This is a genomic window from Sphingobacterium sp. CZ-UAM, assembly GCF_002000245.1.
Taxonomy (GTDB): Bacteria; Bacteroidota; Bacteroidia; order Sphingobacteriales; family Sphingobacteriaceae; genus Sphingobacterium.
Map to the genome: position 1 here is coordinate 395845 of NZ_MTCM01000001.1, position 26572 is coordinate 422416.

The 26572-nt window shown below is 41.0% G+C and carries 18 protein-coding genes and 1 tRNA gene; 5 read left to right on the plus strand and 14 right to left on the minus strand.

What is annotated here, in order from left to right; genetic code table 11:
• Positions 1 to 69: 69 nt before the first annotated feature.
• On the minus strand, positions 70 to 2232 hold the full coding sequence (locus BWD42_RS01595) for a S46 family peptidase (protein ID WP_077432729.1): 2163 nt from the start codon (positions 2230 to 2232) through the stop codon (positions 70 to 72).
• 226 nt (positions 2233 to 2458) lie between these two features.
• On the opposite strand from BWD42_RS01595, the gene BWD42_RS01600 reads away from it, so the two are divergent.
• Positions 2459 to 3397, plus strand: a complete 939-nt coding sequence (locus BWD42_RS01600; protein WP_077432730.1) for a hydrogen peroxide-inducible genes activator — start codon at positions 2459 to 2461, stop codon at positions 3395 to 3397.
• Between the two features lie 6 nt (positions 3398 to 3403).
• A complete protein-coding gene (locus BWD42_RS01605; RefSeq protein ID WP_077432731.1) occupies positions 3404 to 5203 on the plus strand; it encodes a chloride channel protein in 1800 nt (599 codons plus the stop codon).
• 164 nt (positions 5204 to 5367) lie between these two features.
• Here the strand turns inward: BWD42_RS01605 and BWD42_RS01610 are convergent, their stop codons facing one another.
• The 7 genes from BWD42_RS01610 to BWD42_RS01640 all read right to left on the minus strand — a co-directional run bounded on the left by BWD42_RS01610 (position 5368) and on the right by BWD42_RS01640 (position 16934).
• Complete coding sequence (locus BWD42_RS01610; protein ID WP_077432732.1) at positions 5368 to 5958, minus strand: riboflavin synthase; 591 nt, start codon at positions 5956 to 5958, stop codon at positions 5368 to 5370.
• A gap of 643 nt (positions 5959 to 6601) precedes the next feature.
• Entirely contained in the window at positions 6602 to 7195 is a 594-nt protein-coding gene (locus tag BWD42_RS01615; RefSeq protein WP_077432733.1) for an RNA polymerase sigma factor, read from the minus strand.
• A gap of 208 nt (positions 7196 to 7403) precedes the next feature.
• Entirely contained in the window at positions 7404 to 8894 is a 1491-nt protein-coding gene (locus BWD42_RS01620) for an arylsulfatase (protein ID WP_077432734.1), read from the minus strand.
• The gene (locus BWD42_RS01625; protein WP_077432735.1) at positions 8891 to 10414 is read right to left on the minus strand and encodes a sulfatase-like hydrolase/transferase; all 1524 of its coding nucleotides are present in this window, start codon (positions 10412 to 10414) and stop codon (positions 8891 to 8893) included. Before BWD42_RS01625 ends, BWD42_RS01620 begins: the two co-directional genes overlap by 4 nt.
• 54 nt (positions 10415 to 10468) lie before the next feature.
• Entirely contained in the window at positions 10469 to 12124 is a 1656-nt protein-coding gene (locus BWD42_RS01630; RefSeq protein ID WP_077432736.1) for a RagB/SusD family nutrient uptake outer membrane protein, read from the minus strand.
• Between the two features lie 19 nt (positions 12125 to 12143).
• Positions 12144 to 15536 (minus strand): SusC/RagA family TonB-linked outer membrane protein, encoded by a 3393-nt coding sequence (locus BWD42_RS01635; RefSeq protein WP_175991926.1) that lies wholly within the window; start codon positions 15534 to 15536, stop codon positions 12144 to 12146.
• A gap of 225 nt (positions 15537 to 15761) precedes the next feature.
• Positions 15762 to 16934: a FecR family protein gene (locus BWD42_RS01640; protein WP_077432738.1), complete on the minus strand. Its 1173-nt coding sequence runs from the start codon at positions 16932 to 16934 to the stop codon at positions 15762 to 15764.
• A 195-nt stretch (positions 16935 to 17129) separates the two neighbouring features.
• On the opposite strand from BWD42_RS01640, the gene BWD42_RS01645 reads away from it, so the two are divergent.
• Positions 17130 to 17831 carry a hypothetical protein gene (locus tag BWD42_RS01645; RefSeq protein ID WP_077432739.1) on the plus strand — a complete coding sequence of 234 codons (702 nt, stop codon included), beginning with the start codon at positions 17130 to 17132 and terminating at the stop codon, positions 17829 to 17831.
• Positions 17832 to 17970: 139 nt separating this feature from the next.
• Here BWD42_RS01645 and BWD42_RS01650 read toward each other — a convergent pair whose 3' ends face one another.
• From BWD42_RS01650 to BWD42_RS01675, 6 genes are all read right to left on the minus strand, one after another.
• A complete protein-coding gene (locus BWD42_RS01650; protein ID WP_077432740.1) occupies positions 17971 to 18759 on the minus strand; it encodes a hypothetical protein in 789 nt (262 codons plus the stop codon).
• Positions 18760 to 19107: 348 nt separating this feature from the next.
• Positions 19108 to 19482 (minus strand): hypothetical protein, encoded by a 375-nt coding sequence (locus tag BWD42_RS01655; RefSeq protein ID WP_077432741.1) that lies wholly within the window; start codon positions 19480 to 19482, stop codon positions 19108 to 19110.
• A gap of 247 nt (positions 19483 to 19729) precedes the next feature.
• Positions 19730 to 19802, minus strand: a tRNA-Lys gene (locus BWD42_RS01660).
• Positions 19803 to 19944: 142 nt separating this feature from the next.
• Positions 19945 to 20157: a hypothetical protein gene (locus BWD42_RS01665; RefSeq protein ID WP_077432742.1), complete on the minus strand. Its 213-nt coding sequence runs from the start codon at positions 20155 to 20157 to the stop codon at positions 19945 to 19947.
• A 148-nt stretch (positions 20158 to 20305) separates the two neighbouring features.
• Positions 20306 to 23179, minus strand: coding sequence for a heavy metal translocating P-type ATPase (locus BWD42_RS01670; RefSeq protein WP_077432743.1), 2874 nt, complete (start codon positions 23177 to 23179; stop codon positions 20306 to 20308).
• Positions 23180 to 23439: 260 nt separating this feature from the next.
• Positions 23440 to 23673, minus strand: a complete 234-nt coding sequence (locus tag BWD42_RS01675; protein WP_077432744.1) for a hypothetical protein — start codon at positions 23671 to 23673, stop codon at positions 23440 to 23442.
• Positions 23674 to 23941: 268 nt separating this feature from the next.
• Here BWD42_RS01675 and fbp point away from each other — a divergent pair, with 268 nt between their 5' ends.
• Positions 23942 to 24949 carry a class 1 fructose-bisphosphatase gene (gene fbp, locus BWD42_RS01680; protein WP_077432745.1) on the plus strand — a complete coding sequence of 336 codons (1008 nt, stop codon included), beginning with the start codon at positions 23942 to 23944 and terminating at the stop codon, positions 24947 to 24949.
• A gap of 118 nt (positions 24950 to 25067) precedes the next feature.
• Complete coding sequence (locus tag BWD42_RS01685; RefSeq protein ID WP_175991927.1) at positions 25068 to 26516, plus strand: L,D-transpeptidase family protein; 1449 nt, start codon at positions 25068 to 25070, stop codon at positions 26514 to 26516.
• The last annotated feature ends 56 nt before the right edge of the window (positions 26517 to 26572 follow it).

Genomic DNA, 26572 nt, shown 5'->3' on the forward strand with positions numbered 1-26572 from the left:
ATAAAAAAAAGCACCTAAACAAATGATTCAGGTGCTTTTTTGTTGTAGTAGTTACTTTACGCAAAGGGATTATATACCCATTTCTTTCAAAATAAAATGCGCATTATCAATTTTATCGGCTACCCATAACACATAACGGATATCTACACCGATGGACCGACTGTAGCTTTCATTCCATGCGAAATCGTTGATTGTTGCATCATAAGCACGGTCAAAGTTTACGCCGATTAACTCCCCATTTGCATTCATGATCGGCGAACCAGAGTTGCCACCGGTCGTGTCCATGTCATAGAGTATATTGACAGGAACCGATCCCAGGTCTTTTTTGAGGTAGGGACCAAAATTTTTATTGAGATACGCTGTCTTGATTTCCTGCGGATAGTCGAATTCAGGCAGACCGAGGTTTCCTTTCTGGATAATACCTTCAATGCTGGTGAATGGTTTCATATAGGTGGCATCTGCCGGAGCATAACCTTTGATATGTCCATAAGTCAAGCGCAAGGTGGAATTGGCATCCGGAATAAAGTTTTTGGCCTGAAAAATTTCCTTGACCGCTACATAGTCACCCATTAGTTTATTTAACACGCCTTCGCGTCTTTTCTGTTCGGCAGCAAAAATAACAATATCGCTGTTCAGTTCATTTTGGAGAATTAACAGTTTATCATCAAATTGCTGTAGGGCATTTGCATCGGCCAAAACGGTATTTAAGATATAGTTTTGATCGGTAAGCTTACTACCATTGATGATCTGTGTTGCAAATTGATTGGCTGATTCGTTATTCAATTGGAGCTTTTGAATGGCTGTGATCTGATTTTTACCCTGGAAAGCAGCAGCGTCGGCAAGCATTTTCCCAAAAATACGTTGGTCAGCCTGTTTGTTGTAGCTTTCGTAAGTTTCTTGAATACTTTTTTTAAGCTGTTCGACATTATAGTCGAATAACTGTTTTGCGGCATGTGAAGAGCGCTCTTTACCCATTGCCACTTTTAAGGTATTGAGATCGCGGGCAACTTTCAGTAAGCTTGTGCTGTTATAGATATTATTAATCCAAAGTTCTTTCAACGCGTCTTGGTCACTAACCTGATAGTAGGCAGCGATATCGTTTAACAGGTTACCATACTTATCTTTAAGTTCAGGTTTGCTTAAAATAAAGGCGGCAAGTGCTTCATCTTCTTGTTTTTTAGTTGAAAGAAGATCAATGCCGCGCAATCCTTTGAGCTTCCCGCGGTAATTTTTGAGTACATTGGCGTTGCGTTTGATGCGCGTTGCTAAAGAGAGCGCGATATCTGTATTATCTTTACCCGCTTCTTCCATCTGTTTATTCTGGAAGTCGTAGAGATCGGAAACATAAGGCAGCAAGTATTCTTGTTGGTACTTAATATATTGTGCGGGACGGTGCCGGAATGTTTTTCCCGGATAGCCCAAGATAAAGGTAAAGTCATTCTCTTTTACGCCATTTGGATTGACTTTTAGGTGTTTTTTAGGCTGGTAGGGCACATTATCTTTGGAATAGGGGGCAGATTTTCCATCTTTACTCACATAAGCACGAAGGAAAGAATAATCGCCGGTGTGGCGTGGCCATACCCAGTTGTCAGTCTCACCACCGAATTCGCCAATATTTTGACGTGGTATATATACCAGGCGTACATCCTCTATTGTTTTGTAGCGAAACAGCACGTAGCTTTTACCGATGAACATTTCGGACACTTCGGCTTTGATTGTAGGATCTTCTTTTTCAGCCTGTTTGACAAGTTCCTCTTGTTTTCTTTTAATTGTATTAATACGCTCTACGGGATCACTGATATTGGCAACAGCATTTAATATTTTAACAGATACGTCTTCGTATGAGTCGGTAATTCTGATTTTTAACCCTTTTGCTTCAATCTCCTGTTCCTGATTTTGTGCCACAAAACCATTTTTGAGGTAATTGTTGATGGCTGTACTGGCCAGCTGCACTGCTGAAAACGCACAATGATGGTTGGTAATAATCAGGCCACGATTGGAAACGAATGATCCAGTACATCCACTGACCTGAACGAGGGCATCCACTAATCCAACCTGACCGGGGTTGTAAATATCTTTTTCACTGATCTTTAATCCGGCTTTCTTTAATCCAGCTCTATTTAGATCGCTCAATGGATACATTCCTTCATCTGGATTCGCTATACCATGTGGGATATTTGTTGCCGATAATAATAGCGCCAGTGCAATTGTCGTATGATGTATAAACTTCATGGTTTTTTTTATATCAACTGTTGTAAATCTCCAAATTTAAGAAAAGCTTTTTGATGAATCCGACTTTTCGGTCAACTATTGTCATAATAGTCTATCAATTCTTGTTTTTTGGCAAGGTATTTATTGTGTAATATGTACGGGAAAGCAATGGTCAAGCCTTAAAATATTGTGTATTTGCCATCGTTTTAAACGAGTATTCGTAATTTTGCGCTTTAAAGATTTTAACATGACCTTAATCCAATTGGAATATATCATTGCTGTAGATACTTATCGTAGTTTTGTTGCCGCAGCCGAAAAATGTTTTGTGACACAGCCGACTTTAAGTATGCAGATCCAGAAACTGGAAGAATCCCTGGGAGCAAAAATCTTTGACCGCAGCCGGCAGCCGGTTGTACCTACCGAAATCGGTGAGAAGATCATTCTACAGGCGAGATCGGTACTGATGGAGAGCCGAAAGATCGCTGAAATCGTACAGGATAAGAAGGGGGAGATCGAGGGCAGCTTAAAGATCGGTGTTATTCCGACTATCGCGCCTTATCTATTGCCGAAGGTACTGACAACATTTATGGAGAAGTATCCGAAATTGCAATTGCAAATCTGGGAATATACCACCGAACGTATTGTTCACGAATTGAAGGTGGGGCTTTTGGATTGCGGTGTGCTATCAACACCCTTAAATGATCAGGGGATACTGGAGTCGCCTCTGTTCTATGAAAATTTTGTTGCTTATATCTCTGAAAATAGTCCTTTGTTTTCCAAGAAAGTGCTAAGTGGAGATGACATTGCCGATGATAAACTCTGGCTGTTGAATGAGGGGCATTGCATGCGAGGGCAGGTACTTAATATTTGCCATCATAAACATAATCAGGATCTTTCTGGGCGTTTTGAATATAATACTGGCAGCGTGGAAACACTTAAAAGAATGGTGGATATCAATGATGGGATAACCATTCTGCCGGAGCTTTCGATTTCAGACTATGTGGATGAACAACTGGATAAAATCCGATATTTTAAGTCACCGGAACCTGTTCGGGAGATATCTTTAGTCACTACGCAGAATTATGTGAAACGACATGCAATCCAGGCTTTGGAAAGGGAGATATTGGCGGTTGTACCCGAAAAATTCAAAACAAAAAAGAAAAAGGAAGTGTTGAGCTTTCAATAAGAAGACATGGCAAATCTCAGTGTACGTTTTTTTAAGAAAATAGACCAGATCAATCAATGGCGGATGAAAAAAGTTTCGAATAGGAACTTTATTATTCTCCTGGCCTTTTTAGTTGGAATTGTTGGTGGTCTGATGGCATCTGTCTTAAAAAGACTAACGCATTTTATAGCGGCGACAATTCAGGATGATATTGATTGGAAAGTGAAGTATTCTGTTTACCTGATTTTTCCGTTGATCGGGATATTGTTGAGCGTGTTTTTTGTGCGAAAATTTCTGAAAGGAAAGAAGATGGAGCATGGTATCACTCCGATTATCTATGCGATCAGTCGTAAGGGGAGCCGATTGGATCCGAGCAATATTTATTCGCAGGTTGTCACTTCGGCGATTACGGTTGGATTTGGAGGTTCCTGTGGATTGGAGGCTCCCGTCGCATTGGGAGGTTCGTCGATAGGTTCCAATATTGCCCGTTTTTTTGGTCTGCAATATAAAGAAGTCACCATGCTTTTGGCCTGCGGCGCGGCAGCAGGTATTTCGGGTGCATTTAATAGTCCTTTGGCGGGAATGATCTTTGCGATTGAGATATTGCTTCCGGAATTCTCCATTCCGGTTTTTATTCCTCTTTTAATATCGTCAGCGCTTGCCTCGGTGGTATCGCGGCTTTTGTACAGTGAACCGCTATTTAGCACATTCAATTCGGATTGGCAAATCTCGGCCCTGTTATTTTATTTGCTATTGGCGGTATTGATTGGACTGTATACAATCTACTTTGCCCGTGTATCCAGTTCGGTAGGGAAATGGTTTGCTAAGATAAAGAATCCCTATAACAAAGTATGGGTAAGCGGAATATCCCTGGGGATTATGATTTTCGTATTTCCGGCACTGTATGGCGAAGGTTATATTACCATCCAGCAGATTCTCAATGGGCAGTTTAACTCGATCGTAAAAAATAGCTTGTTTTCTGATTATAAAGATATGGGATTGGTGGTGCTGGGGTATACCATTTTGACTTTATTTGGTAAGTCGTTTGCGGCATTATTCACCTTGAATGGTGGCGGAAACGGTGGGGTGTTTGGACCGAGCCTGGTGATGGGCGGTCTATTGGGGTTTGCCTTTTCCTATGGGGTCAATCTGACGGGAATTGCGGAGCTTAACGTCCCCAATTTTGTGGTTGCCGGTATGGCTGGTGCACTAAGTGGTATTATGCATGCGCCATTAACGGGTATCTTCTTAATTGCGGAAGTGACGGGGGGATATACTTTAATGGTCCCCTTGATGTTGGTCTGTTCGATTTCTTATCTGATTAATCGTGCGGTATTGAAGCACTCAATTTATACAAAAGTATTGGCCGAATCGGGCGACCTGATTTCGTATGAAGATAAGGACCGTTCGGTACTGAGCATGATGCGCATTAAATATGTACTGGAAACCAATTTTGTGATCCTACGACCGGATGAAACGCCCAAAAGTAGACAGACGGATATTATCCATAGCAAGCGTAATATTTTTCCGGTGGTAAGTTATGAAGGTAAATTTATGGGACTTCTCTATAGTGAGTTTTTATTTTCGGTCCTGTTAGGGGAGTTAGAAGGGGGGGATACGCCCTTTGAAAAATTGGCACAGAAGCCAAACGATACGGTGGGGATTAACGAAAACATGGAAATTGTGATGGCTAAGATGAACAAAGATGACACTTGGATATTACCTGTACTTGGAGATGAAAACAAATATATGGGTTTTGTATCCAAGTCCAGTGTCTTTAATAAATACCGCGCATTACTTATCCGTCAAGGTCATTATCTAGAGTAAACCGGGCAGAATAGGTGTAAAGATGGGTCGAAGTGAAGACCTATTTCAGGACAGATTTTTTTGAATGGTCCTATCTAATATGCGCTTAACTTGAGGGCTTATCAAACGACTTACATGGATTGATCGTTCCACCCATGTAAGTCGTAAGTATCGGTTGCGTTGGATTAGCCACGCATGGCCATAATTTTTGTGACGTATTTTCCAATAATATCAAATTCAAGATTAACTGTTGTACCTACTTCAACCTGTTGGAGATTGGTATGTTCGAGGGTATAAGGGATGATTGCGACAGAAAAACGGTTATCGCGGGAATCAACCACAGTTAGACTGATGCCATTCACCGTAATGGATCCTTTTTCTACAGTGATATTCTGTTTAGTGGGGTCGTATTGAAACGTAAAAATAAAACTGCCGTTCTCATCTGTTTTCTGTATACAGGTTGCGGTCTGATCGACATGCCCCTGGACAATATGTCCATCAAATCTTCCGCCAGCTAGGGTACAGCGTTCGATATTAACCAAGTCACCAACTTTCAACTCGGCCAGGTTCGTTTTCTGCAGGGTTTCATCAATCGCGGTTACTTTGTGCACCTGATCCTCCAGTCCAACAACAGTCAGGCATACACCATTGTGGCTTACGCTCTGATCTATTTTAAATTCATTGGAGATCGGAGAGCTCACATAAAAATGGATGTTGCTTTTTTCATGTTCGATACGTTCGATTTTTCCTAAGGTTTCTATGATTCCGGTAAACATGCACTAAAATTTTTGATGAAATCAAAGTTACTAAATAATCGAAGGAAACACGGTTTTTGCGAACAAAATAGACGCATGAATGACAGAATAATTTATCGTGAATATAATTCATGAAAGAGATAAATACTGTAATAGAATCTGCTTTGATATAGTATGCTAAAAAAATGGCTTCTGAAAATAGCAAAAAGATTGTGTGTATATTGTACACTTACTATTCTTTTTGTTGCAGCTGTGCCAAAACAAATTTATGGGAGTTGAAAAAAAATATTACAAAATTTTTGTTTATATCATTTGAAGCATTATCTTTGTCATAGGTTTAGGTTGATTGCCTCTTACAAAGAGGTATTTATAAAAGCTTAGCAGGTCGCCCGACCAAATGCTAAGCTTTTTTTTGTTCTATAATAATATGCTGTTTTACAGTTGATTATATTACAATTCGGTCCGACCATTTCTTTTCTCTGAATTACCTATTTTTTATTTGATTCGTGTTTTTTACTAAAGTGTTGATGATCTCGCAAAACGCTGGATTTATTGCTTTTGAACAACCTGTAATCGAATGTAATAGCTGTGGGCTTTCTGTAAAAGCAAAAAGGCAGTAAGTATAGCTATACGATAGGGAGCTGCCTGAAAAGATGAATGTTTCTTAGCTTCTGAAAAGATGTATTGCGGACATTGAAATTAAAATAAGGTATTCGAAATTTTTGGATCTGAAGCGTTCTTTTAATGCGAGGAGTGCCTTGGAACGTGCATAATAGACATTTGATGGGGTAGTGTCCAGTATCTTACAGATTTCTTCAGTATCTAAATCCTCTAAAAAACTCAATTTACATATTTTAGCCTGCTGTTTTGGTAGTTTATCGATTTCGGCCAGTAATAACTCCGTTAGCTCTGTTCTAAATATTTTTTTTAGAATATCGTCCTCGGGTAGGGATAAATTCTGAAGGATATCCAATTCTTCGGTCTGCATTTTAAATCGAGCCGATCTTTTCATATCGATACAGGCATTCTTTGTCGCGATATACAAAAATGCTTTGAGGCTTTCGTAATTGTCCACTTTCTGTCTGTGATTCCAGAGTTTGACAAAGATATCAGATACAATTTCTTCAGCATCGGTTTTACTGCGTAGATAAGAAAAGGCAAAATAACGTAGCGCATGGCCAAAATGGTCCATGAAAAAGCACAATGCGCTTTCATTACCCTCTTTTAATGCGTTAATATGCGACTCTAGTTGAAGCATGTTTGGTTATCAATATTTTTCTTTCATTGTCCTAAGATGGACACATTGACCGATATCATGGTCTTTGTTGTTGTTCAATAGGATATTTACAGGTCCGCTTCCCAACACAGATGCTTATAACGAAGTTACATAAAAAACTTGGGTTGTCATGTTTTCAAGCATGACAACCCAAGTTTTTTAACGGTGAATAAATGAGATCCGGAGAAATTTATTTTTTTACCAGCTTACTGTCTACGATTTCCCATTCTTTTATGTGTGCAGGACGGTGTTCAGTAAGGATAATTTCATCAAAATGACGAAGCAATTCGGGGTGTTTGTTCGCAATATCCTTTTGCTCCCATGGATCTGTTTCTAGATCATACAATTGCCATTTTGCTTTTGGATTATTTTTTAGATCCAGTTTAATTGCCTTCCATTGTCCTTCACGTATGGCAATCTGCCCGCCTTTTTCGGGATATTCAAAGTAAAGGTATCGGTGTTTTTTCTGGTTCTTTTGTCCTAGCCAGGTTGGCAGGAGGGACAGTCCATTGGTCTTACCGGGATCCTGTTGGACCAACTGTCCAAAGGTAGCCATCAGGTCATATTGTGCTGAGATAACAGCCGTCTCGGTGTTTGCTTTGATTGTTTTGGGCCAGCGGACGATCAACGGTACTTTTATTCCCCCTTCAAACACATCCATTTTTAATCCTCTGAGTGAATCGACGCTCTTGAAAAAGCGGTAGTCTATACCACCATTGAAACCCGTGCCATTGTCGCTGGAAAACAAGATAATGGTATTGTCATCCAGACCCAGGGATTTAATATGTTTCATGATCAGGCCCACTTGGTCATCCAGATAAGTGATCATGCCTGCATAGGTAGCTCTTGGATAAGGCGTTGCCGTGTAGCCATCCTGCCCATAGTAAGGATGGTCATGAAAAAGATCCTTATATCGATCCACATATTCCTGGGGTACCTGTAAGGAAAGATGGGGTAGGGTGTACGGAAGATAGAGGAAGAAAGGACTGTTTCGGTTCTTATCAATAAATGCCAATGCCTTTTCCGTCATAACTTCCGGAGCATATTGTTTGCCACTGAATTGCTCGAAATCTTTGGCAGTTGCTTTGGTGGAGTCGAGTGGAATATGCACAAACTTTTCTTTGTTTTGGAGTGGATATTTTTGCTCGTTTTCCCAGAGATGGCTTGGATAGTAATTGTGGGCCTGCTTTTGGTCGAGGTAACCAAAGAAATAGTCAAATCCCTGTTTGTTTGGGCTTCCGGTTGTATTTTGCATGCCGAGGCCCCATTTTCCGATGGCGCCAGTATGATAACCAGCTTTTTTAAATAGGTGAGCCATGGTGTAGGTTCCCTCGGGTAGGGGCATTTGTCCACCTTCGAGGCTATCGGCAAACCCGCCCAATTCATAATTACCCCGGATATAGGACTGACCAGCATGTTTACCTGTCAATAACATGCAACGAGCTGGGGCACAAACTGGAGCACTTGTGTAATGATTGATAAAACGAAGTCCCTCCTGCGCCAACTTTTGCAGGTTGGGGGTTTTGATCAGCTGTTGTCCGTAGGGTTCTGTCTCGGCATAGCCCAAGTCATCCGCATAAAAAAAGATGATATTGGGCAGCTTTTTAGCTGCTTGCTTTTGTTGTGCAAAAAGCATCCCCCATCCCAGTAGGATGAGGGTAAGACCTATTCCTTTTTTCATTTTTTCCGTTCTCCTTCCAACAACTGTTTCAACTCATTCACTTTTTCAGGATATTTAGCAGCAACGTTGTTTTTTTCTCCGATATCATTTTTGAGGTCGTACAATTGATCTTCGGGGAGATTTCCGGTTTCAGTATCCGTCAATTTCATATAGGCGGTACCGTTGCTTGGTGCAATATATTTCCAGTCGTCCTTGACAATCGCCAGAGTTTGTGCATGTTGGATTATGCTGCTACGCCCTTTGGGATCTTCGCCGGTTAAGGTTTTCAATAATGCCTTACTGTCTTTTGCTTCATCAGCTTTTAATTTTACGCCTACGAGCTGCGCGCTTGTTGCCAACAGGTCCATTTGACTGATCAATGCATTGGATACCTTACCTTTGGCAACCCCTTGTCCACTGACGATAAAAGGTACACGTGTTCCGCCCTCAAAGATACTATATTTGCCACCTCTGAGCGGTCCTGCAGGCTGGTGTCCATTAAGCTGAGCCACGGCACCATCCACATAGCCGTCATCCAATACCGGACCATTGTCACTGCTGAAAATGATAATGGTGTTTTTGTCCATGCCCAGTAGCTGCAATTGCTGTTGGATCTGTCCGACTGTCCAATCTAATTGAAGAATGGCATCTCCGCGGTAACCGAGCTTACTTTTGCCCCTAAATTGTGTGGCCGGCATACGTGGCACGTGGGGTTCCGTTAAACAGAAGTAGAGGAAGAATGGCTTATTTTGATGTTGTGAAATGAAATCTTGTGCTTTATGTAGAAAGGTTGTGGAAACTTCTTCGTCTACCCAGCGTGCACGTGTGCCGCCGCTCATGTAACCAATCCGTCCGATGCCATTGACAATTGTCTGGTTGTGCCCTTGGCCGGGAGAGGATTGCATTTTGAGCAATTCGGGATGCTCTTTGCCCGTAGGATCATTGCCTATTTTCTTCTCATAATCAACAAGGATGGGATCGTTTGCTTCTGCAGCGACAACCCGATCATTTTCTAGGAAAACGGTCGGAACCCGGTCGGCAGTTGCAGGGAAGATAAATGAGTAATCAAAACCAACATCGTTGGGTCCGGGTTTGATGGCTGCATTCCAGTCTTTTTTGACTTCGTTGCCAAGTCCCATATGCCATTTACCGACAATTGCTGTAGCGTAGCCTGCATTTTTGAATACTTTGGGCAATGTGATTTTGTCTGTTGGTACAATCAGCTTGGCATCTCCGGGCAGGATGCCTGTACCCGTCTGGCGCCACGGATAGGTGCCGGTCATCAAAGCAAAGCGAGAAGGCGTACAGGTAGCGGAGGTACTATGTGCATTGGTGAAGCGCGTACCGCTGTGCGCCAATTTATCCAAGTTTGGAGTTTCAATCTGTTGGGCTCCATAGCTGCTTAAATCACCAAAACCAAGATCATCCGCATAGATATAGATAACGTTCGGTTTATTCAGTTTTTGTGCGAATGTAGTCAGGGGAAGTGTCACCGCCAGACTCGAAGAAAGTAGGATCGTAAGAGATAGGGTCTTTTTCATATTGTGCAAATACGTTGATAGGGTGTCGTCTTTTTGTTGACGACACCCAATATACTATTTTAAATTTGGATTGATATCAATTTCACTTTGGGGGATCGGCCAGTGATTATCCTGGCCTGCTCTAAATGATTTTTTGGTTACATACCAGCGGCTATAACTGTCTCTGCTACTACCTGCTTTCACGCGGATATTTTTGGCATCGGGAAATGCGGCGCCATAGAAATCACCATTTAAAACATCTTTTGCTGTATCCCAACGCAGGAGGTCCCAATAGCGTATACCTTCTAAGGCTAGTTCCACACGTCTTTCATTACGTAATGCTGCCCGGACTGTAGTCGCGTTGGCGACAGCGATAGGAGGCATATTGACGCTGCTGCGTCGGCGGACTGCATTGATGGTTTTATCCAGTAGCTCCGCTGTCAGAGGATCACCATTTTCAAGTTTGGCTTCAAGGTAGCTCAATAGCACCTCGGCGTAGCGGATAATAGGAAGATCTGTTCCGGAATTCTGTAAATTGCCGCTAAAATTTTCAGCGTTAAATTTACGAAGACCGTAACCCGTGCGTGTTGCTTGCTTGGTGGTTGTGAGCTGGTCAATGGACAGGGTTGAATCTGGATGCGAGATATAACGGAGGTTTTTGAACCGGTCTCCGTTGCTGATGACCGTAAATCCTAATCTCGGATCCCGATTTTGGGTGATATTTTGTGCGTTATATCTGGGATCAGTATAGGAAAAAGCCGTTCCATCCGTGAAGGTATAACTCTCCACTAAGCTTCCCAATGGACAATGGAGATGCCAACCACCAGCTATTGCTGGAAAGTTATGTTGAAACATACCATTTCCGGCAAGGTCTACAAGGTATTGTGTGGCAAAAATAATCTCTTTACTGGATTCATTACTGCCATCAAAAAGACTTGTATAGTTGGGATCAATACTATTTTCATTGGCATTGATGATATTTTCGTAGGTCTTAATTGCTGCGGCGTAAGATTTTTCGGCTAATTGTAGACGCCCCAGAAATGCATAAGCGGCTTGTTTCGTCGCGCGGCCCCGTTCTGCTGCGGGTAATTTGCCATAGCTTGGAAGGTCATTCGCGGCTTCCTGCAACTCGCGTTCGACAAAGTCCACTAGTTCTTGCTTTTTATTTTTCGAGACATCATTAGCTTCGTCAGGTGTCAAGGTTCGGGTTACCAAGGGTGCATCTCCCCAATACTGTGATAGGTAGAAGTATTGGCAGGCGCGAATAAAACGAGCTTCAGCCTTAAAGCGGGCCAAAAGCTCAGGTGAAACAGGCGTTTTGTCCACATGCTCTAAAAAGAAATTTGCACGGGCAATCCGTTTGTAGGAGAGTGTCCAATAGTTGGACAATATACCAATATTGCTGGTGAGTGTACCATCGGACAATTTATTGAATGCTGAATTATCCCCGCGTCGGTCATAGGCGTTGTCGGAGGCAAACTCTAGGTAAAGCAAGCCATGGTAGGACCACCAGTCTGAGGGGCTAAACTCGGCTAAACTATTCATTTGGATTTCGCCTTTGTACAGACCTGTGATGGCAAGCCGTGCATTGGTCTCGCTGGTCCAGAATGTATCATTGGCAAACTTATCCAGCGGGTTTGTATCCAATTGTTTTTTGCAGCTTATCGTTAGACCAGATGCAAAAAATATACAAAGGACCAGTTTTATATTTTTATAAATTATACGTTTCATGTTATGGTTATGAATTGATTTAAAAACTAAGATTTACGCCGAACGTGAAATTTCGCATAATCGGATAGTATGCTCCACTTGAATTGATCTCTGGATCCCAACCTTTTCGATAATTGCTGCTTGTAAATAGATTCTCGGCATTTGCATAGATACGTAAGCCTGACAATTTCCATTTGGCAACCAGCTGTTTTGGGATAGCATATCCCAACTGTATATTTTTTAAACGCAAGTAGCTCGCATCAAGCATCCAATAGTCTGATAAGAGTGTATTTGGTGTTCCGGTACTTGGCAGCTGTTCGAATCTTGGGTATATGGCATTTCGATCTGGGTTTGCAGTAGTCCATCGGCCATCGGCTTGCCAACGTTGAATATTGCCATTCTGAGTTAATGCAAATCCAGCATAGTTATTTAATAAACCCTGCACACCACTTACACCCTGGAGTAGGAGACCAAGGTCAAAGCCCTTGTAATTAAATCCAAGATTCATTCCATAGGTATATTTGGGAATACGGGATCCAATAACCGTGCGGTCATAGGTTGCATCGACCTTACCATCAGGGACACCGTCCGGTCCACTGATATCCTTGTACCGGATATCGCCCGGTTGTGATTGTGGATTAATACTTTTTTGATCTGCCCAAGATGCCACATCAGCAGCATCAACAAATAAACCGTCAGTCTGATAGCCATAATAAGCCTGTATCGGATAGCCGATAAACAAATCGGATCCGTTACCAATCATGCCATTGGATTGGTTGATATTGCCAATACCCAAATCGACGACTTTATTCTTGACGGTGGAGAAGTTTAGATTGACATTATAGGAGAACTCATTGATCTTATGTTGATGGCCTAACGTAAATTCCCAGCCAGTATTTCTAAGTTTTCCGGAGTTTTGTATACCAACATCAAAGCCTAATACCTTTGAAATGCTTGAGCTGGGGCTGACTAAAATATCATAAGTAAAACGATTGTAATAGGTGCTGCTAAAGGTCAGTAGATTTTTAAATAATGCGATTTCGAGTCCGGCATCAGCAGTTCGGGTCGATTCCCAGCGTAAGTTTGGATCTACAATCGTCACACGGGCGACCCCAGGCGATATACTATTTCCGAAGGGATAATTGTAACCCGTATTTAAGATGTTTTGGTAGGGATAATTTGATACTACTCTTGAGGTAAGATTTTCCACAATATTCTGATTACCTAAAACACCATAGGAGCCTTTTAATTTCAACTCAGTAATCCAGTCAAATTTATCTTTTATAAAAGTTTCTTCACTGATTAGCCAACCCGCAGCAAGTGAAGGGAAAATAGCATACCGTTTACTTGTGGGAAAGCGGGATGAACCATCGTATCGAATCACACCTTCTAAGAGGTATTTTTTTGCGTAATTGTACTGAACCCGACCAAAGAGCGATTCCAATGCCCATTCGGATGCTGAGCCCGAGTTAAGTTGTCCATCTGGTGAACCAATATTTAATTCTGTAAGCTCATTGCTCGGGAAGTTTTGACGTGAGGCCGACAGTCCTTCACTGTAACCTTTTTCAAAGGAATAACCAGCAAGGATTTTAACGGAATGATCGTTGAATGATTTGCTATAATCGGCTAATGCCTGAAAAGTTTTATATGTCGTATATGGGGCGCTCTGTTCTAGTGTAGAAGGAGCAAGTGTAATGGAGCTATTAATGCGCTGTGTTGCACGAAACAACTTGGAACGACCATTGGTTTGGGTATAACCACCAATTGCCGAGAGTGTCAGATCAGAAATTGGATTCCAGTCGAAACGTGCATTCCCAGAGATATCGGATACTTTCTCTTTGTAAAATGATTCGCTTTCAAGAAAAGAGACAGGTGTTCCTTTTAGATTATTTCCAGCTCCCCAATCACCATTGCTCATACGGATCGGAAATGTTGCGGGATAGCGGATAACCTGGGAGATAATATCGGTCATTCGCGAAAAATCAAGCGTTGCTGGTGCAGCGGGTTCATCGGTGTCGGTCTGTATCGCCGATACTCTTGTCGTTAATTTAAGTTTATCACTCAGCTTGGAAATCAAATTAAGTCGAACATTGTATTTATTAAAATTATTTTTAATGACAATACCTTTCTGATTGAGGAACCCGGCAGATAGGGTATACTGTATCTTTTCGGTTGTATTGGAAATATTCAGATTATGTCCAGTCTGGGCTGCCTGTGATTTAAATGTACTACCAATATAGTCGCTATTGGGGTAATTGTCAGGATCAGATCCATCCTTAAATTTTTGAATTTCTTCTTCGGTATAACCACCGCCACCATTTGTGGTTTCATTGAGCAGGCTAGCATATTCCCATGAATTGACAAACTCAGGAAAGGCTGTTGGTTTTTGAATACCAAAATATCCGCTATAATTAACGGCTAACTTTCCAGCTGTTGACCCTGTTTTTGTGGTGACGAGGATAACACCGTTGGCAGCCCTGGCACCATATATTGCTGCTGATGAGGCATCTTTCAAAACAGAGATGGAGGCTACATCATTGGGGTCGATATCATTGAATGAACTGGTTGGAATACCATCGACCAGTATAAAGGCATCGGTGGTGGCACCAAAAGAGCCTACACCTCTGATCTGTATGCTATTGTTGGCCGCACCGGGTTGCCCCGAACGTTGGATTACCGTTACACCAGGCATCTGTCCTGTTAGTGCCTGCGCAAGTTGGGGAACCGTTCGTTTGGCAAGCTGCTTACCATCAATCTGCGATACCGAACCGATCAATTCCTTCTTTTTCGTAGCGCCATAGCCCACGATTACCACCTCTTCCAAGGCGTCAATCTGTTGATTAAGCGCAATATCAAGATAGATTTGTGTATTTAAGGGAATTTCTTTCTGTTGAAATCCAATCATCTTAACAACAAGTATGGCATTACGGTCATTGACATCCAGCTGAAAATTTCCACTGGCATCTGTTGTGGTCGCTTTGCTTGTTCCTTTGACTGTGATTGTAGCCCCAGAGATTGGTTGCCCCTGGCTGTCATGGACATTGCCCTTTACGGTCCTTGTCTGCAACATAAACGTATAATTTGTTGGACTAATGACAGCGGAACTGTTTGTTTTCACTGCGGTTACGACAAGCATATTGTCTTTGAAACTCCAGCTAACGGGTTTGTTTTTCAACAGTACTGACATCGCTTTGTCTAAAGGCATATTCTTTACATGCCCTTCAATTTTTATTTCGGCGAGTTCCTTACCATTTAACAGAAAGGGAACGCCACTCTGCTTTTGGATAGTTCGCAGAACCTGTATAAGCGATGTTTTGCTTGCATCTATGGTAATAGATTGTGCATATCCAGCTGCTGAGAGTTTGACAACACATGCAAGCGTAAAAAAGGCGCTAAGCTTCATCTTGGTCTTCCATTGTTTGGGTATGTCCATAGCTATAGGTTTTCTATGGACAAGAAATTTAAAATTCATAAATTTGTTGAATTAGGGATATAATCTATTGGTAAACTGATTGAGTGAATCGGTCAAAAATGGAGATCGCTAATGTATTGGCCGATTAATGTTGGAAGCATTTTTCGGCTTTTTTTAGCGGCTCTGATTAGCTTCGTTAAGTTGGCTTTTTCATCTATATAATTTAGTTTTTGGTTATATAATGGGTTAATTGGATACGATGAGCTTACGAACACCATCTTCTTGGATCAACTCAAACTGGATATTACTTCTTTTTAAAATTTCCAATACCGCGGATAAACTTTTTGTTCGTTGAATTTCGCCATATAAATAGGTCTCTTTGCTATTATTTTTATAAATAATCTGGAGATCATACCATTGACCAATCGCCAGTAGGGCAGTATGGAGGTCTGTCTCGTTGAAATAGAATTTATTGTCAATCCAGGCAATGTAATTGTGTGGGTCTACGTTTTTTTGTGAAAGGCGTCCCGATGACAGGGTGGCCTGTTGATTGGGTTTGAGCTGTATTTGTTTTCCATTGGCCGATAAATTGATCGAACCTTCGACAAGTGTCGTACTGCTTTTTTGTTTTGAATAGGTGTTGACATTAAATTCGGTACCTGTTACTTCAATTAATTGACCATTGGATTTTACACGGAAGGGAACTTTTTTATTTTTGGCGATTCTAAAATAAGCTTCCCCATCCACTTCAACAAGGCGTTGGTCTTGCGTAAATTGCAAGGGGTATTTGAATGATGTCTTTGCATTGAGAGTAACCTCTGATCCATCTGCCAAGGTAATTTGGAGCATGCTGCCAGCTGCTGTATGTACAGTCGCAATCAAATCTGTATTGGGAGCTGTCGATTGAATAAGACTACCATCGGCATACTTCAAGCCACCAGATGTGACCAATGCGCCCTTTCTATTGTCCAGTTGGATTACTTTTCCGTTCGAAAGCTGTATTTCAGCATGATTATTTGGTAATTCGACATCATGTAGGACGATTCTATTGGTATTGGGCGCCGAAGGCTTCCAAATAAATTGATAGATTAATCCCGCAAGAATAACAGAAAATAGAGCCGCGGCATAAGGCATAAGTCGCCTGATCCTGTTGATACGGATAGGTTTCTCTCGTGCATGGATCGTTGCCAGGGTTTTTGTTTTGAGGCGTTCAGACCAATCTGTAGCATCTGATTCCTCCAGTGAGATCCGCTGTCTCAAATCCCGTACAAGATCTTCTTTTTGCAACAGATCATCAAGATAAGTGCCATGCGCAGGGGATTCGGCCAACCAGGAGGACAACGCATTTTTTTCCGCAGGCGATAAATTGCCCTTTATGCATTTTACAATAAGTTGCTTGATATCTTCTGTTAGCCTCATGGTTTATAATTTTAGATAGATACGTAGTATGGAGAGGAAATCTTAGTGAAAAAAATAATATTTTTTACCACATTGCTCGAATAGGGCAGATCTTGTATGCAGAAAGTAAAATATGAGTTCTGTATTGGCGAATGTTTATTGCTGCTTTTTAATTTTTGGAATTATTCGCACCTTTAGAAAAGATTGAAAATTCCAATGACAGAACGCCTTGTAAAATACAGATTTCCAAATATCAAAAGCATAATGATTGGTTTGACCCTTATTATGGGAGCATGTTCAACAGATGGGCCCAGCTACCAGCAGGAGGTTCTGGATCTAAAAAATATTGATTTTAGCATGGATGCTGAGCTTTTCTATCGGTCAGCAACACAAAAATCTAATCTTAACGTTGATAGTAAAAAACAATTTGTTGAAGTCTTTAACCTCACAAACGGTTGGTCGACTTTTGAAGTAAAGAAATTTTCCAACAAAGACATCGTAGCTAAATTTGATGAGGTGATTTTTAATCGGGTGAATGCTATCACAGGAAATGATGGGAAATTTAAGCTGGTCAATGCCCAGGCTGAGCTTACAGGTGTTGAATTGAATAATTTGTATAAGGATCTTAATGCAGGTTTTGGTAATCCTGTTAAGTTGGATTCTGTTGCTGGTTCGACCTATACACGTATGTATCGTTATACTTGGGAAGGAAAAGAACAGATGTTTCAGATCGTTTCAATTTTTAATCCAGCGCGACCAGAGCGGCTGGAACAGATTAATGCAAGAATCCCGGACAAGGACTTACGGATTGTCAATGAGCGTCCTAGCACCTCCTTATTTATCTGTAAAAAGTCATCAATGGATGCAATCCTTGACCTGGATCTCGTTGATGGTGACTGGGTAAAGTTTAAATACTAACAGGTCTGATTAGGGCCGTGGAATAAAATCCATAAGAATGACTGGAACTCCCAGATTAGACCTTAGACAGTATAGCAAACTATTGTTTTGGCTACTTTTTTTGAATTGAAATTTACGTTGTACTCAGCTTTTTACATCTTTATTCTATTTGGGCAGAATAAAGGACATATTCTGTTCCATTGAGTCCAACATACACATATTTATCCAGATCTCCACGATAGGCGACGACCAAAGGGTATTGTCGTATACGCTGGGGATTATTGTAAAACTCTTCGATGGAAGCATAACGCGCTTTGACCAAGATGTCACCTGTTGCTTTATTCTTTATTCCTTTGAGCTGCGTTTGTTCATTGGTAAAATATGTGTAAGGAACTGCTGTGAAGTGGGGATAATAAATTAGCCGAATTCCTGCGTCGATAAATGTCTTATTCTTTTCTCTAAAGTCGGCGATCGACTGATCGTCTGGAAACACAATCTGTCCCGTTTGATTGTCTTTTATCTGTTGAAATAGAGTCGTATCATCTACTTTTTCTATTACATGTTCCCCAGCGTTTTTAAAGAGCTGAATAAGGGTTTCTCCGGTTTTGAAATCGGCTTCATCATATTTGTAAACAGGTTCGCCTTTTTTGTTGATACGGTATAGCTCTCCATTATGCTGAACCCAAGCGTATTCGGCAGATCCATATTTCACAATTTCGGGTTTATTGACATGGAAAACCTGGAAATTAAAATCTTCTTCAAATAATCCTGCGCTTTGATATGCAGGAGCCAGTTTGATGTCAAGAAGACTGTCACAGTAACCATATAGACTATCGTTTACCAGTACTGGAATTAGATCAGGATAGGATAAATTGTTGGAAATAGGCTTAGTTTGCGCATGAATAAAAGCGCTTGACGATGCAAAAAGGAGTATGAAAATGAACTTCATGTGATGTATTTTTTCTAATATATCAAAAATACCATAATATAAATGCCTTTAATATCCATGAAATCAGGGGTTTTTTAGGCGGTAGTTAAGTACAGGAAAAGCACGCTTAACGTACACATTAAGTATCGATCAAGTATTGACTAAGTATTTAAATAATATTGTAATAGAGATCCAGGTGGAGTATTCTAATCATCCTTCAAACTCCTTAATAGATCAATGTGCTTTATATCTTAGAATAAGACAAGCACATTGCTAAGAGCAGACAGCAACATCATGTTATACCACATTAGTATGGGAAATTCCGAATATCAAGGCGGAAGTATATTGAGGCTCGTATCGCAGGATATTTTATTTGCTCTCTAGTCTCAGTAGATTTGGTAAAATTTCAATTATTTTAGACCAGTATCTTTTTGCTTCCTCCCGTTGATTTTCATTCTTTAGTTGATCAATGTGAATAGAAATTGTAGTTTTATCCCGATTTTTGTTAGGAATAAACCTGATCTGCAAATTCGCGCCTTCCTCGAATCCTGCATGTTTCCACTTTGTACGTATATGTGAATATTCTTTAAAGGTTGAGAAATTTTGATCAACCTCCTCAGACCAATATTTTAATCCCTTTTCCGAAAAAAAAAGATCCCACAGATGTTCTAAATTGGATGGTAGCGTTTTTCTTACACCAAACTGCCAGCCAGAATCTTTCGTTAATCCAATATTTTGTGTCATGTTTTTATTTTTTTGAAGAATTAATTGACATAAATAATTCGCAAAGTGGTTTTAGATTTATGCTAGATACTGGGATAATAGCGATGTTGGTCGCTTATTTTATCGTTTGTCCAAATTATGAATTTTTCCTGAAAAAAAGATATGATCTTAACCTGTCATGCAAATTGAACGCAAATAAACATTGGATTCATTATCCTTAATACCGCTAAAACAAAAAAAGCTAATCTTGCGATTAGCTTTTCTTTTGTGATCCCGCTGGGATTCGAACCCAGGACCCATACATTAAAAGTGTATTGCTCTACCAGCTGAGCTACGGAATCTTACTTCTTTATTTTTGAACTATTGTTCCTTGTTTGAAGTGATGCAAAGATAGGCTTAATCTCTATTCTACGCAACTATTTAGGTGATAAAAATGCCTTTAATATGTTTAAACCTTCATTTTTAGCGATTTATTTTTTATTCCTAGGATAGAAAATCCCGATCTTCGTCGGATAATTTGGACTTTGGTTCCTGTTCGTCGTCTTCAGATAAATCAAAAAGCGTTGTATTTTCTTGTTGTTTTGCCTTTTTACCACCTTTTAGCAAAAAGGCGAAGAGTACTCCCATCGCAAAAAATGCCAGCAGGAGTTTCCATAACGCTATTTTGCCTGTCGCAAAGAGATCGATATCGATCATTTGTGAATTTTTGACACAAACCAGTGTTACAATAACCGATAGAAATATTAAAAGTATATTGCGCATAATAATGATAAATATATGTCATTAGTAACAGCGAATATAATTAATTATCTATTTTTGTTACTATCAAGCATCTTCTTTTTGTCTACTTCTTATCTATTCCTATTGTTGCCCGATTTAAGCGCAGCGAGTTTAAAATCACGGAAACGGAACTAAAGCTCATGGCGGCAGCAGCAATCATGGGTGATAATAAGATGCCGAAACTTGGGTATAGCAGTCCAGCGGCTAAAGGGATACCTAGAATATTATAGATAAAGGCAAAGCCTAAATTCTCTTTGATATTTCGCAGTAGTTTCTGACTCAGTATTTTGGCTTTAGCGATGCCTATTAGGTCTCCCTGTAATAGGGTGAGGGATGCACTTTGTATTGCTACGTCTGTTCCTGTACCCATGGCGATACCAATATCGGCTTGAGCAAGGGCAGGAGCATCGTTAATCCCATCACCGGCCATTGCCACAATATGTCCCTGTTCTTGTAGCTTATGAATTTCCTGTAATTTATCCTTTGGTAAAGCATTTGCTTTGAAATGTTTGATACCGACCTGCCCAGCGACGGATTTTGCAGTGTGTGCATTGTCTCCCGTAAGCATAATTATATCTACATCGTGCTGAAGCAGGTAGTGTATAGCCTGTTTGGAAGAAGCTTTGATCTGATCAGAGATGCTAAAATAGCCAAGTAAATCACTTCCTTTCGACAGATAGGAAACGGTTTTGCCATTGGATTGGGCTGATTCTACGGCTTTTCGTATCTCCTCTGAGATGGTCACTTGCAGGGATTCCATCAACAATTGATTACCGAGGGCAATTAATTGGCCGTTAATATGCCCCTTGATCCCTTGTCCGGCAACGTTTTCGAACCCTGAAACCTGTTGCTCTATTTCAGTACCGTCCTTTTTAGCCCTTTCAATAATAGCCTGACCAAGGGGATGCGTGCTGTTGCTGTTTAGCGAAGCAGCCAATGCTAATATTTCATTGATACTGCTGAGCGCGCTGGGTTGAATATCATCAACGGTGGGTTTACCTTCGGTTATCGTTCCTGTTTTGTCCGTTAACAGTACATCGACTTTGTTCATTTTTTCTAAGGCACTGGCGTCTTTGATCAATATGCCATTTGTGGCTCCTTTGCCGACACCAACCATAACGGACATCGGGGTGGCCAGGCCAAGGGCACAGGGGCAAGCAACGATAAGAACCGCCAAGGCATTGGCAAAACCATAAGACAGCGAGGGGGTAGGGCCCCAGATCCACCATGCAATGAATGTCAATAATGCGATTACAATCACAATTGGAACAAATATTTCGGAGACTTTATCCGTAAGGCGTTGGATGGGGGCTTTGCTTCTACTGGCATTATTGACCATCTGAATGATCTGAGCCAATAGGGTATCCGAACCAATACGTTCAGCTTTCATGAGGAAACTTCGTTCACCGTTGATGGTACCGGAGCTAACCTTGTCACCTTCCTGTTTTTCGATAGGCAAAGGTTCGCCCGTGAGCATGGATTCATCAATGCTTGTTGTCCCATTTGTGATCTGGCCATCCACGGGGATTTTGTCCCCAGGCTTTACTTTTAGGGTATCACCGATCTTAATCTGATCGACACTAATTTTGACATCAACCCCGTTTTCGACCCGGGTAGCATCAGAGGGGCTGAGTTTAATGAGTTCTTTGATGGCTGAATTGGTTTTGGAATGTGCTTTAGCTTCCATCACCTGCCCCAGGAGAACTAAGGTCAGGATGACGGTAACGGATTCAAAGTATAAAGCAATATAACCGTGGTGATTTTTGAGGTCATCTGGGAACAACTGTGGAAAAAACAGACCGACAAGACTATATACGAAGCCAGCACCAGCGCCAAGGGCAATCAAGCTGAACATATTCAGACGCCAGGTTTTAAAAGAGAGCCAACCACGTTGGAAAAAAGACCAACACGTGTAGAAGACAACCGGAAGGGATAAAAACAATTGTATCCAGCCCGACCAAGCCGGAGGAACGACTTTCCCGATTGGATTACCGGGAAGCATTTCTCCCATGGACAGTATAAATATCGGAACTGTGAACAAGATAGATAGCCATAGTTTCATCCGGAGGTCTTTATAGGTTCTATCATCTTCAACGTCACTGCCCCCAGCGATAGGGACGAGATCCATACCACAGATCGGGCAGCTTCCGGGATGATCCTGTACAATTTCGGGATGCATCGGACAGCTATATTGTGTGTTGCTATTTAATTCCGGAACTCTCTCCAAATTCATCCCGCAAACTGGGCAGTTGCCCGGTTGATCATAAAGCTTGTCGCCCTCACAGTGCATTGGACAGTAGTATTTTCCCGCTGAACTCACATTCTGCTGCAGGGGTATTGCAGCAATAGGGGCGTGCTGGGCATGCTTTTGTTGGCCGTGGTTATGCTCATGTGGCACTGATTCATCTTGTTGCTGCTGATTGTGCTCTTGTCCATGTTCTTGATGGAGATGTTCGTGTTGATGCGCTAGATGATTGTGCTCCGGCATGATAGATTCATGCTGCTGTTTATTAATAGCTGTGTGTGTTACAGTTGATGGCAGTTGATCTGGGGTCTGTGCATTATGGTTTGCATCGCCGATATTTTCTATTGCTGCGAGATGCATTCCACAAACTGGACAGCGCCCGGGTTGATCGTAGGTTTTATCACCTTCGCAGTGCATGGGGCATTGGTATTTACTTGATTTAAATGGTTTTGATTGTTCACTATGCGGCATATCGTCTACTGGTTTATCGATTTCTTCAATAGAATAACCCCCTAATTGATCTAGGGTTTCCTGTAGTTGTTTTGCCGAAATTCCTTTTGACGATTCTATTGTCAGTAATGGTGGGTCTAATGTAACTTTAGCCTGAATTTCAGGAAGTTGATTGATCGTATTTTCAATTATTGTTCTACACCCGTCGCAGGACATGCCTGAAAGTTTATATTGGTATTGCATAGCATTTTGTTATACATTAAATTTAAGGCTTATCACCTGGGTAATGTTATACTTTTACACCGTTTTTTTGTAATATTTCAAATGCTTATATCCGCTCTTTCGAAAAGAAATCGATATGGATGGATGACTGCATTGATGTTTTACGTAAAATAAACACCGAAATAAGGCTATTTGTTTACAGCGACAATATCAAATGGAATAAGAGCGGCACTGCGGGAGGGAGGCGTAGGCTAAGCTGTAACCAGGAGCAAAGCTTAGGTTTAGGAAAGTAGCATAGCTTCGGGGTGTTTCAATAAGCTCTGAACGGTTAGTTTGCTTGTTAACAATGCTTCGTAATACGGTGTTGGAACCATTATTTTAAAGGTCTTACGGGCTGTTTTAACGAAAAAAAGTGCCCCATGGATGACCTGTTTGTCGTCAATAATCAACGTATGTTGTGTAACTGGCTGCTTGCCTAGTTTTTCCTTTTCGACGAGCTGTAAAAGTTGTTGCATTGTATCAATATATTTTGCCAAAATTACCAAATACTTATCATTTTTTAGTTTTTTTTTATTTGCAGTTATTTAATAGATATCTACTTCTTTTGCTTCATTTTTATCTTTTTGTAGGTGATAATCGTTTTAGCATATGAAAGTTTTCAAAGAAATACGCAATCGATTGCGTATTCCGTCCGCTAAATTTTAGCTTGGCAAGCAGGAAGTTTTGCTAAAATATATTTTACTTTTTTAGCTTTGTGCAACAAATATCCAATAAAACACTATTATGAGTGGTATAAAAACACTAGGTCAATTTATTATAGAAAAACAAGCCGATTTTCCCTATGCGAAAGGCGAGCTGTCCAGGCTGTTGCGCGATATCGGTATAGCAGCAAAAATCGTTAACAGGGAGGTCAATAAAGCTGGACTGGTTGACATCCTGGGGGATGCAGGACAGACCAATATTCAGGGGGAAGGGCAGAAAAAGCTGGATGTATATGCTGATGAGCAGTTTATCAAAGCGCTCCAAAGCGGGGGAGAATGCTGTGTGGTTGCCTCTGAGGAACATGAAAACCCCGTTTACATGCAGTCTGGAGTTTCTAAAAATGCAAAATATATTGTTTGTATAGATCCACTGGATGGTTCGAGTAATATTGATGTAAATGTTTCCGTAGGAACCATTTTTTCGATTTACCGTCGGCTTTCGGATACTGGGGTATCTTGTAATAGCAATGATATTCTACAGCATGGAACCAAACAGGTTGCTGCAGGATATGTGATTTACGGAAGTTCGACCATGTTGGTGTATACCACAGGCAAGGGGGTGAATGGTTTCACTTTAGATCCTTCTATAGGTGAATTCTGTCTGTCACATCCCGATATGAAGATTCCCGAAGCTGGCCATATCTATTCGATCAATGAGGGGAACTATTCTAAATTTCCGAATGGTGTCAAGCAATATATCAAGTATTGCCAAATGGAAGATGCTTCCACCCAGCGCCCCTATGCTTCCCGTTATATTGGATCTATGGTTGCGGACATTCATCGCAATTTATTAAAGGGTGGAATATTTCTTTACCCTACTACTTCCGCCCATCCGAATGGAAAGTTGCGACTGATGTATGAATGTAATCCGATTGCTTTTATTATTGAACAGGCCGGAGGCAAGGCCACAAATGGATATCAACGTATTTTGGACATTGAACCCAAGAGCCTGCACCAACGAACTGCGGTTTTTTTGGGTAACTCGGAGATGGTCGAATTGCTCGAGGATTTCCTGCAAAAACAGCAGTAATTCATTCTGTAGTGATTCGATGACAGGTAAGATTCGTTTGTCAATAAGAATTATTTATCTTTGTCCTTAGAAAATGGCTTCATTATTGCGAGGCCATTTCTTTTTCATTATTTGTAGTATGTCACGTTTTTTAGTTTTTATTTCCTTCGTTTCAATTTTATTTTTTTCCTGTAAAGAGAATCTCCCCACTTATGGTGATGTGCTTGCAAAAGGTTTTGAGCAAAAATCTTATAAGGAATTTGATACAACAGCCTATATGAAGGTATTTAGGGAGGTGTATGGAAAACAGAAGGCCAAACTGCATAACCCCAGTTGGATGAAGGACTTGTCTGATTCTACCGATGGAATGACCTTAATTGCCGGACATTTATTCGATAGTAGTATTGATACGCTATTGAATTATTTCGAGCGCAGTGAAGAACACGGGCTCCGTAGCAGCTATTTTCATACAACAGAGATCAAGGAAACTTTATTTTCTCTCCGTAAACTGAAACCTAAAGATGTAGCAGAATCTTATCCGTTGTTGGCGAAGTTGGATCTCCTGGGAACCGATGGTCTAGTAGCCTATGTAAGCAGCATGAAATATGGTGTTATCAATCCAAAACGTTTGTACGGAAGGTATTTTGTACCTCAAAAACGGATGAACTATGCCAGCGTAGTTCGCCTATTGGATAGTGTTGAGATCGGATCATTAATGGCTGGTATTCAGCCAAAAAACCAGTATTACATCCAATTTCAGGATTTACTGGCAAATGGTAATCTGGATGATACCCAAAGAACAAAAGTGCTGATGGTGCTTGAAAAATTGCGTTGGATGGGAGAGGCATTTCCAGACAAATATGTATTTGTCAATATTCCGGAACAACGATTGCACATCATGGAAGACGGAAAAACACGCCAGTTGATGAATGTATGTGTTGGCGAAACTGATAATCCAGCTTACACCCGTAAAGGGGAAAACCATGAAACTCCAGTTATGCAGGGCATTTTAGATGCTATGCAGGTCAACCCCGTATGGAATATCCCAAGTAGTATCGTAAAAAAGGAACTATTGGCAAGTGTGCGTAACAATCCCAACTATCTAGCTTCACGCAATATGGTGGCCTATTATAAAGGAAAGCAGGTGGATCCCAGTACTGTAAATTGGCATGCCGATTCGGTGGAGAAGTTCCGTTTTAAACAAAATCCTGGCTCAGATAACTCTTTGGGTAATGTGAAATTCTTATTTGAAAATGCTTATTCGATCTATCTCCATGATACACCGGCCAAACAAATGTTCGGACAGAGCAACCGCGCCGTAAGCCACGGATGTGTACGGGTTGAGAAACCTGTAGACTTGGCCAGCTACCTTGTCAATAACGAGAAACAGGCAGAGAAGATTGCCCATGAAATAACAACAGACTCGATCTCGAAATCACGTTGGGTAACACTGAAACGTCAGATGCCTGTATACCTTACTTATTATACAACCTGGCTAGATGACGATGGTAAACTAGTTTCCTATCCAGATATTTATGGATATGACCCACGATTGAAAGAGGCGTTAAAAAAATATTGGACAAATTAGAAAAGACTTAACTGGAGAACGGTTTGAACATGCCCCAAAAAAGCTAGACACTTATT